Source organism: Aestuariivirga sp. (assembly GCF_044239095.1).
Lineage (GTDB): Bacteria > Pseudomonadota > Alphaproteobacteria > Rhizobiales > Aestuariivirgaceae > Aestuariivirga.
On the sequence record NZ_JBIICB010000156.1, the window covers coordinates 1 to 9,724 of the forward strand.

Below are 9,724 nucleotides of genomic sequence, written 5' to 3' on the forward strand. Positions count from 1 at the left end.
ACGAAGTTGGGGGAGGTGAGGGACCGCGGGGCTCCGAATTGTATGCAGCGCCCTTGTTCCCTCATCTCCCCGTTGCGTTCCGCAACGGGTCCCTTCTTCTCCCGCTGAAGGAGCGGGAGAAGACATCGGCCGTCACAAGGTTTCCATTTGATCGCCCGCCGCTCTAGCTAGCAAAGCCACCCACTCCATACGCGCCCAGAAAGCTTCTGCCCCCTAAGGCGGCGGGCGGCCAGCTGAGATCACCCCCCATTTCTTACCGTCATGCCAAGCGAAAGCTGGCATTCCGCCTTCGCTGGCATGACGGCACGGCCGGCGCGCAAATCCTCCAGCGTATCCGCTTTTGCGGATCATGTTCGAATGCACAATCTCTGCATCAGGGTCTCCTGCCGCAGCTTTGCTGCGGTCTCTTCAGTCGCGTACCTTTTTCCTTGGCATGTTCTGACCCTGCTTGATGCCAAAAGACACGCCTCGAGTCGGCCCACTTCAATGAGGTGGATCAGATCAACCGATAGAAGAAGCTCCGATAGCTATTCACATCTTAGATTGCATCCCAGACTGTCTGCATCATCGGACAGTGGCCGCTGTCAATGAGTGATCAGGCAACACGCGCAGTTGCCACGCATGGTCAACCGCACATCAACTTCCCGCAACAAAAACCATGCCGACAAGCATCCGCCAGCAACGCGTTTTCAACCGCAATCACCGCCTTGCGACAACAACGGGCGATCTGGAACATTCGCGCGCCATCCGTTCCGTCACCTCAGCGAAACTGTTGTGCCGCGCTTTCTGTCCGCATGCGCTGCAACCAAAGCGGGAGGCCAGCTTTCGCTGGCGTGACGGTGGGACTTGGGCCTTGACCTTGATTGCCAGCCCGCGGCGCTAGCTTTCCGCGCCGCCGTCCTTGTCCTCGATGCCGTAGCGGTGGAGCTTCACATAGAGGCTCTGGCGGGAGAGGCCCAGCATGTCGGCCGTGCTGGCGCGGTTATTGTCGTTGAGTTGCAGGGCGGCCTCGATGCACAATCTCTCAATGATATCCGTGGCTTCGCGTACCAGGTCCTTCAGGGGCACCTTGCCGACGAGCTTGGTCATCTCCTCCACCGAGCGCAGCAGGCTGCGCTTGTTGGGGTCAACCTCGGCGGCGCGGCGGTTGGTGCGGCGCAGCGAGAAGCCGTAGCAGGCGGGGTTGCCGGGCGGCGAGGCGACGCCTGAGACCTCCACATCCTCCACCGCGCCGAACTGGCCGCGCAGCATGGTCTGGAATTGGCGCACCGCGCCCTTTTCCGCCAAGCTGTTGAAAAGAACGGAAACATCAACGCCCGCGCGGCCCAGCCAGCGGTCAATCGGCTCGCCGCGGGCCTGTTCCTCGCTGCCCAGCTGCGCGCTGTCCAGGAAGGCGGCGTTGGCTGAGAGGATCCGGCGGTCGAGGTCGGTCACCACGAAGGGTTCCGGCATGTCGCGGATCACGTTCATGACGCCGGCCTGGGCGCGCGAGATCACGATGCCGCTGGCGCCCGCCGCGATGGGCTGCAGGCGCATCAGGTAGCAGGTGGCGCTGTCCTGGCGGAAGATGGTGGCGGAGAGCACCGCCTGCTGCTGGCCGCCTTCCAGGCTGAGGGCGACGTCGTCCGCCCGGCCGGTGGCCTTGAGCGAGCCCATGAGCTGGTCGACCTGCTGCTGGTCGGCGCCGTCGAAAAGGCTCTGGAACTGCATGCCAATCAGGCGTTTCATCGGCTTGCCGACGAGCGTGGCGGCGGCCGCGTTGGTCTCCATCACCCGCGACGTGCGGGCATCGACCACCACGATCGCCTCCGAGGCCACCTGCATCAGCAGGCGGTAGCGGGTTTCGGCGTGGCGGAGCCTGGCATATTCCTGCTCGATCGATTGCTCCGCCGCCAGCAGGCGCTGCTGGATGGCGGCAAGGCTGCGCATGTCGCGGCCGATGGCCAGGAACTGTCCGCGGGCGCCGGCCTTCATCACGCTGTAGCGCACGGGAATGTCCGGGGCGCCTGAAACCGGGTGGTTGATCTGGCGCCAGCGCGGGGGAAGGCCCAGGGCTGCCTCCTGGATCATCTGCTCGATCTTGGGCTGGCTCTCGATGGTGGAGACCTCGCTCCAGGCGCGGCCGGCCCAGGAGGCGGCCTGCATCCCCTGCATGTCGCCCGCGGTGATGACGCTTTCGGCCACGGTGCCGTCGGCGTTGATCACCAGGGCGATATCAACGGCGGCGGAGAACAGAAGTGCGGCCTCGGCCGCTTCCAGCCTGGCCAGCAGCCCGGCGATATCGGCAGCGGCTGCGCTGTTCTGTGGAGTGTGAGACACGCGTCTGAGCGTCACGGTCTTGTCCTTTTCCGGCAACGGGTTGGGCGCCACATGTCAACTCACTCCCGCAAGGGCGTGCCAACGCCTTGCCTGGATTACCGCCTCTTGGGCATCGCTGACCACGGCGTCCGCGCCGAGCGGCGGCGTGAGGCGGGCTTGTCCGGATACGGCAACCCCGCCAACCATGATGCGAATATTGCGGTTGCGCGACTGCGCCCGAACCTCCCGGATGGCAGACCGGAGGGCTGGAAGCAGGCGCTCACCACTCACTGAAAATCCCACAAAATCATATACTTCCTCGGCGGCGGCCTGGCCCGCCAGCCCGTCCGTTGCGGTCTGCAGGCTGCGCACCCGCCAGCCGTCGCGCAGCAGCAGTTCCTCCACCATGCGCAAGCCCAGCAGGTGCTGCTCGCCGGGGGCTGGCATGAGCAGCGCCGCGCCGCGGTCGAGAAGTAAGTCCCCCGCGGGCAGCCGCAGCTGCCGCATCAGGCGCTGGATGCGTGACAGGCCAAGTGTCACGTCCAGAAAGCTCGCATCGTCGCTGCACCACATGTCCCCCATCAGCCGCGCCGTGGGCGCGAGGAGTTCGAGCATTATCGATTCGGCGCTGGCGCCATCCTCGAGAAGCTGCTCGATCAGCGCGCGAGCGTCCGAATCATCCGGACTGAAAACCAGGTGTGCGAAGGTTTCCACCATCTCCGGTGGTATGCCGCGCAGCCGGAAAGAGGGCACATCATTCATGCCCGCCACCCCAATTCACATCTATCAAGCACGCTCATCGGACCTACCCGCTCAAGCGATGGACACCCACGATCCGCCCGCCACCCTCGCGGACCCCAAAGGCCCATCGAAGCTCGCGTGCTGCCACAGCAAAAAAAGAGAAATCCCTCAAAGCTGCGACACCCATACTATGTCGCAAATTTCTGACGTCAACAAGTATTGACACATTTGAGGGGCGGGATTAGCGTCATCGGAGGGTTACATTCCTCCACCCCGCGTCAAGCGGGAGTGTAGCGGACCCGGGAGAGCGACAAATGCAAGTGCTTCGCCGCCAGCACGAAACCCGAACAGGGCTCTACACCGACGCCGAGCGGCGCCGGCGGGATTCTTCCCCCTGGACTCTCGTGCAAGCCATTCTGGCACCTCTGCAATTCCTCGTTTTCCTGGTGAGCCTGGGCCTCGTGCTGCGCGCCCTGTTGACTGGCGAAGGGGCCTTCGCGGCCAATGTCTCCATCATCCTCAAGACGCTGCTTCTCTATACCATCATGGTGACGGGCTCCCTGTGGGAGAAGGATGTGTTCGGCAAGTATCTCTTTGCCGACGCCTTCTTCTGGGAAGATGCGGTGAGCTTCATCGTGATCGCGCTGCATACGGCTTATCTCGTTTGCCTTCTCACGGGCTCTTTAAGCGAATCGGGCCTGCTGGTGCTCGCACTCGTTGCCTATGCAGCCTACGTCATCAACGCCGCACAGTTCCTGCTGAAGCTCCGCGCAGCACGGCTGCAGATGGAGGCCCAGTCATGAACGTTCCCTTCCGCCCCGCCCCGCAAGGCAATGGCTGCTCCGATGCGCCGGTTCTGCGCCAGCGCGGACAGCGCGAGGTGTTCTGTGGCCTGACCGGAATCGTCTGGCTGCACCGGAAGATTCAGGATGCCTTCTTCCTCGTCGTGGGCTCGCGCACCTGCGCGCATCTGATCCAGTCCGCCGCGGGTGTGATGATCTTCGCCGAGCCGCGATTCGCCACCGCCATCATCGATGAGCGTGACCTGGCGGGCCTGTCCGAACTCGATGGCGAGCTCGATAAGGTGGTGAACCGCCTGCTGGAGCGGCGGCCTGACATCAAGATGCTGTTCCTCGTCGGCTCCTGCCCGTCCGAGGTGATCAAGCTTGACTTGAAGCGCGCTGCGTCGCGCCTGTCGCAAATTCATTCCCCGAAGGTCCGTGTGCTGAATTATTCCGGCAGCGGGATCGAGACCACCTTCACCCAAGGGGAAGATGCCTGTTTAGCCGCGCTGGTACCCTTCTCCCCCCTTCCAGCCTCCGGCTCTGTGCCCCCGCTCCTTGTGGCGGGGGCACTTTCTGACGTGGTCGAGGACCAGTTCCGGCGGATCTTCGCCGAGATGGGCATCCCCGACGTGGCCTTCCTGCCGGCCCGCACTGCGAACACCATGCCGCCCGTGGGACCCGGCATGAAATATCTGCTGGCACAGCCATTCCTGAACGATACGGCCCGCGCGCTGGACGAGCGCGGCGCCACGCATATCCCCGCCCCCTTCCCGCTCGGCGCGGAAGGAACGACGGCGTGGTTCAAGGCTGCCGCCGATGCGCTGGGCGTCTCCAACGCGAAGTTCCGCGCGGCGACCGACGCAGGCCACATCCGCGCCAAGCTGGCGCTGAAGCCGCATCTCGAATCGCTTTCCGGCAAGCGCATCTTCTTCTTCCCTGATTCACAGCTGGAAATTCCGCTGGCGCGCTTCGTCTCCGAGGAACTCGGCATGGAGCCGGTCGAGGTCGGCACACCCTATCTGCAGCGCACGCATCTGGCGCAGGAGCTTGCGCGTTTGCCCGCCAGCACCATGCTGAGCGAGGGGCAGGACGTGGAAAAGCAGCTGGACCGCTGCCGTGAGGCAAAGCCGGACCTGGTGGTGTGCGGGCTGGGCCTTGCCAATCCGCTGGAGGCCGAGGGCTTCACTACCAAATGGTCCATCGAACTCGTCTTCACCCCGATCCAGGGCTATGATCAGGCGGGCGACCTTGCGCGCCTGTTCTCGCGTCCCCTCGACCGGCAGATGCGGTTGGGGGTGTAACCATGCAGCTCACCCTCTGGACCTATGAAGGACCGCCGCATGTGGGGGCGATGCGCATCGCCACTGCGATGAAGGGCATGCATTACGTTCTCCATGCGCCGCAGGGCGACACCTATGCCGACCTGCTGTTCACCATGATCGAGCGGCGCAGTGCCCGCCCGCCCGTGACCTACACCACCTTCCAGGCGCGTGACCTTGGCGGCGACACGGCGGAACTGTTCAAGACCGCCTGCAATGATGCCTATGAGCGCTTTGCACCGCAGGCGATGATCGTCGGTGCGTCCTGCACGGCGGAACTCATTCAGGATGATCCGGGAGGTCTTGCCAAGGCGCTGGCGTTGCCGATCCCCGTCATTCCGCTCGAGCTTCCTTCCTACCAGAAAAAGGAGAACTGGGGCGCGTCCGAGACCTTCTACCAGATCGTGCGCAATCTCTGTAAGCCGCGTGCGGCGGATGCGGATTTCAACCCGCGCTCCTGCAACATCTTAGGACCCACGGCGCTGGGCTTCCGCCACCGTGACGACTTGGCCGAGATCTCCGGCCTTCTGACGAAGCTGGGCATCACCATCAATGTGGTGGCGCCGCTCAATGCGACGCCGGATGACATCCGCCGCATTCCGGACGCTGCCTTCAACGTGGTGCTCTACCCCGAGACGGCGGAAACCGCCGGGCGCTGGCTGGAGCGGAACTGCAAGCAGCCGATGACGACGATCATGCCGATCGGCGTTTCCGCAACGCGCGAATTCGTGATGCAGGTGGCGAAGCTCGCCGGTGTCGATGCCACAACGGTGCTGGAGGAGCAGGCCTCTCGCCTTCCCTGGTATTCACGCTCGGTCGATTCGACCTACCTCACGGGCAAGCGCGTGTTCATCTTCGGCGATGCCAGCCATGCCATTGCGGCGGCGCGGATGGCGAAGGAAGAACTTGGCTTCGATGTCGTGGGGCTTGGAACTTACTCCCGCGAATTCGCCCGCCCCGTGCGCGAGATGGCGGCGAAGCTCGGGATCGAGGCGCTGATCACCGATGATTACCTCGAGGTCGAGGCGAAGGTGGCGGAGTTGCAGCCGGAACTGGTGCTCGGCACGCAGATGGAACGCCACATCGCCAAGAAGCATGGCGTGCCCTGCGCGGTGATCTCCGCGCCCGTGCATGTGCAGGATTTCCCGGCGCGCTATTCGCCGCAGATGGGGTTTGAAGGCGCCAACGTGATCTTCGACAGCTGGGTTCACCCGCTGATGATGGGGCTTGAGGAACATCTGATCCACATGTTCCGCAACGACTTCGAGTTCAACGACAAGGCCGCGCCCTCGCACCTCGGCCATGGCTCCTCGCGGCCTGTCGAAGCCCCCGTTGAAAAGAAGGAAGGCGGCTGGGCGCCCGAGGCCGAGAAGGAATTGCAGAAGGTCCCCTTCTTCGTGCGCGGCAAGGCGCGCCGGAATACCGAACGCTTTGCCGCCGAGCGCGGCCTCACCCTCATCACCGTCGAGACGCTGTACGATGCCAAAGCACATTACAGCCGGTAGCGCGCCCATGCGGGTCACCATCGTCACCCTCGACAATCATCTGACGGGGGCGGTGAGCCGCGTCCGCTCTCAGCTCGCGCGCGAGGCGCCGGGGCTGGAGCTGACCGTTCACGCCGCATCGAACTGGGCCGCGAGCCCGGACTCGCTCAGGGCCTGCATCGAGGATATCGGCCAGGCCAACATCGTGATCGCCACCATGCTGTTCATGGAAGATCACATCCAGGCCGTGATGCCGGCGCTTCAGGCGCGCCGCGAAAACTGCGACGCCATGGTGTGCTTCATGTCGGCGGGCGAGGTGATCAAGCTCACAAGGCTTGGCCGCTTCAACATGGGTGGCGCGCAGGGTCCGATCATCAGCCTCTTGAAGAAGCTGCGCGGGGCCAAGACCAACAACGCGACCGAGAAGGCAACCGCGGGTGAAAAGCAGCTGGCCATGCTGAAGCGGCTGCCCAAGATCCTTCGCTTCATCCCCGGCTCCGCCCAGGACGTGCGGGCCTATTTCCTGGCCATGCAGTATTGGCTGGCGGGCTCGGAAGAGAACATCGGCAACATGGTGCGCTTCCTCGTGGCGAAATTCGCCGAGGGGCCGCGCAAGGGCCTGCGCCAGACCATCAGCTTCGAAGACCCGAAGTCCTACCCGGAAGTGGGCGTCTATCACCCCCGCCTTGCAAATCGCATGAGCGAGACGGCGGACAAGCTTCCCGCACCGCCCACCGTGCGCAAGGGCACCGTGGGTCTGCTGCTGATGCGCTCCTACGTGCTCTCGGGCGACACGGCGCATTATGACGGCGTGATCGCGGCCTTCGAATCGCGCGGGCTGAAAGTGATCCCCGCCTTCGCGACGGGCCTCGACCAGCGCCCGGCGATCGAGCGCTTCTTCATGAAGAATGGCCAGCCTTCGATTGATGCGCTGGTCTCGCTCAGCGGCTTCTCGCTCGTCGGCGGACCGGCCTACAATGATGCCAAGGGTGCCGAAGAGATGCTGGCGCGGCTGGACGTGCCCTATCTCGCCGCTCAGCCCGTGGAATTCCAGACGCTGGAAGAATGGGAAGGCTCCGAGCGCGGGCTGCACCCGATCGAGACCACCATGATGATCGCCATCCCCGAACTCGACGGCGCTGCGGGCGGCGTGGTGTTTGGCGGGCGCAGCGGGCTCGATGATGGCGAGCGCGGCATGCGCGTGCACGCTGAGCGCGCCGCCATGCTGGCGGGCCGTGTCGCCAAGCTGGTGGCACTGCGCCAGGCGCAGAAGGCCGAGCGCAAGATCGCCATCGTGCTGTTCAACTTTCCGCCCAATGCGGGGGCGGTCGGCACGGCTGCCTTCCTCGCGGTGTTCGAATCGCTGTTCAACACGCTGAAGGCGATGAAGGCCGATGGCTACCAGGTGGAGGTGCCCTCCTCCGTCGATGAGCTTCAGGCGCGCATCCTGAAAGGAAATGCCGAGCGCTTCGGCAGCGACGCCAATGTGATCCACCGCATTCCCGCCGATGACCATGTGCGGCGCGAGAAATATCTGAACGAGATTGAGGCCCAGTGGGGCCCGGCTCCCGGGCGCCAGCAGGCGGACGGTTCGAGCATCCATGTGCTGGGCGAGCGCTTCGGCAATGTCTTCGTCGGCATCCAACCCGCCTTCGGCTACGAAGGCGACCCGATGCGGCTGCTGTTCGAGAAGAGCTTCACGCCGACCCATGCCTTCTCCGCCTTCTACCGCTATCTGCGCGAGGATTTCGGCGCGCATGCGGTGCTGCATTTCGGCACGCATGGCGCGCTGGAATTCATGCCCGGCAAGCAGTCCGGCCTGTCGGAGGCCTGCTGGCCGGACCGGCTGATCGCTGACATGCCGAACCTCTATCTCTATGCCGCCAACAATCCGTCGGAAGGCACCATTGCCAAGCGGCGCGGGGCTGCGACGCTCATCAGCTATCTGACGCCGCCGCTGTCACAGGCGGGGCTTTATCGCGGGCTCGTGGACCTCAAGGCCTCGATCAGCCGCTGGCGCGGGCTGGAGCCCGATGCGCCGGAGCGCCATGACCTGGCCGTGCTGGTGCAGGCGCAGGCCGCACAGGTCGACCTTTCCGAAGCAGAGCCGATGTGGGATGCCGCCGAGCCGCGCATCAACCGCCTGCAGCAGCAGATCCTGGAACTCGAATACACGCTGATCCCGCATGGCTTGCATGTGGTGGGCGAGGCGATGAGTGCGGAAGCCCGGCGCGAGACTCTGGCCAATGTGGCCGAAGCCGGAACCGGTGCCGACCTTGAACGGATGGAGCAACTGCTCTCCGAGGACCACGAGCTCACCGGCCTGCTGCGCGCGCTCGATGCACGCTTCATCCGGCCTGTTGCAGGTGGCGACCTGATCCGCTCGCCCGAGATCCTGCCCACGGGGCGGAACCTGCATGGCTTTGACCCCTTCCGCATCCCCTCCGCCTTCGCGCTGAAGGATGGCGCGCGGCAGGCGGGGCTGCTGCTCGACACGCATGTGGCTTCCGGCAAGCCGCTGCCTGAGACGGTGGCGCTGGTGCTGTGGGGCACTGACAACCTCAAGAGCGAGGGCGGGCCGATTGCCCAGGCGCTGGCGCTGCTGGGTGCCGCACCGCGCTTCGACAGTTTCGGCCGGCTGTGCGGGGCGCAGTTGCTGCCGCTGGCCGAACTCGGCCGCCCGCGCGTGGACGTGATGCTCACCCTGTCCGGCATCTTCCGCGATCTGCTGCCGCTTCAGACGCGGATGCTGGCCGAGGCCTGCTGGCTCGCCGCATCGGCTGATGAGCCGCTAGATATGAATTTCGTGCGCAAGCATGCGCTGGCGCATATGGCAGCGAACAACTGCGACCTTGAGACGGCGGCACTCCGCGTGTTCAGCAATGCCGATGGCGCCTATGGTTCCAACGTCAACATGCTGGTCGACAGCGGGCGCTGGGAAGACGAGGACGAGCTGGGCGACATGTTCGCAAAGCGCAAGTCCTTCGCCCATGGCCGCCATGGTCAGGTGGCGCAGCAGTCACAGCTGATGGCCTCCGTGCTGTCGGGCGTCGACCTTGCTTACCAGAATCTGGAGTCGGTCGAGCTGGGTGTGACG

The 9,724-nt window shown here is 64.5% G+C and carries 6 protein-coding genes; 4 read left to right on the plus strand and 2 right to left on the minus strand.

Annotated features, from left to right (window positions below; genetic code table 11):
• Window positions 1-879: 879 nt before the first annotated feature.
• Together ppsR and ACILRA_RS14115 are read right to left on the minus strand one after the other, a co-directional pair.
• Complete coding sequence (ppsR, locus tag ACILRA_RS14110) at window positions 880-2,334, minus strand: transcriptional regulator PpsR (RefSeq protein WP_395662731.1); 1,455 nt, start codon at window positions 2,332-2,334, stop codon at window positions 880-882.
• Between the two features lie 39 nt (window positions 2,335-2,373).
• Complete coding sequence (locus ACILRA_RS14115) at window positions 2,374-3,060, minus strand: B12-binding domain-containing protein (protein WP_395662732.1); 687 nt, start codon at window positions 3,058-3,060, stop codon at window positions 2,374-2,376.
• 293 nt (window positions 3,061-3,353) lie between these two features.
• On the opposite strand from ACILRA_RS14115, the gene bchF reads away from it, so the two are divergent.
• From bchF to ACILRA_RS14135, 4 genes are all read left to right on the plus strand, one after another.
• Window positions 3,354-3,842 (plus strand): 2-vinyl bacteriochlorophyllide hydratase, encoded by a 489-nt coding sequence (bchF, locus tag ACILRA_RS14120; RefSeq protein ID WP_395662733.1) that lies wholly within the window; start codon window positions 3,354-3,356, stop codon window positions 3,840-3,842.
• Window positions 3,839-5,125, plus strand: coding sequence for a ferredoxin:protochlorophyllide reductase (ATP-dependent) subunit N (locus tag ACILRA_RS14125; protein WP_395662734.1), 1,287 nt, complete (start codon window positions 3,839-3,841; stop codon window positions 5,123-5,125). Before bchF ends, ACILRA_RS14125 begins: the two co-directional genes overlap by 4 nt.
• A 2-nt stretch (window positions 5,126-5,127) precedes the next feature.
• Window positions 5,128-6,648 (plus strand): ferredoxin:protochlorophyllide reductase (ATP-dependent) subunit B, encoded by a 1,521-nt coding sequence (gene bchB, locus ACILRA_RS14130; RefSeq protein ID WP_395662735.1) that lies wholly within the window; start codon window positions 5,128-5,130, stop codon window positions 6,646-6,648.
• On the plus strand, window positions 6,623-9,724 hold a 3,102-nt coding region (locus ACILRA_RS14135; RefSeq protein ID WP_395662736.1), incomplete at its 3' end, for a magnesium chelatase subunit H. The genes bchB and ACILRA_RS14135, both read left to right, overlap by 26 nt.

Bases quoted from the DNA above. Each gene is read 5' to 3' on its own strand.
- ACILRA_RS14115 (WP_395662732.1), bottom strand. From the start codon at position 3,060: ATGAATGATGTGCCCTCTTTCCGGCTGCGCGGCATACCACCGGAGATG.
- bchF (WP_395662733.1), top strand. From the start codon at position 3,354: ATGCAAGTGCTTCGCCGCCAGCACGAAACCCGAACAGGGCTCTACACC.
- ACILRA_RS14125 (WP_395662734.1), top strand. From the start codon at position 3,839: ATGAACGTTCCCTTCCGCCCCGCCCCGCAAGGCAATGGCTGCTCCGAT.
- bchB (WP_395662735.1), top strand. From the start codon at position 5,128: ATGCAGCTCACCCTCTGGACCTATGAAGGACCGCCGCATGTGGGGGCG.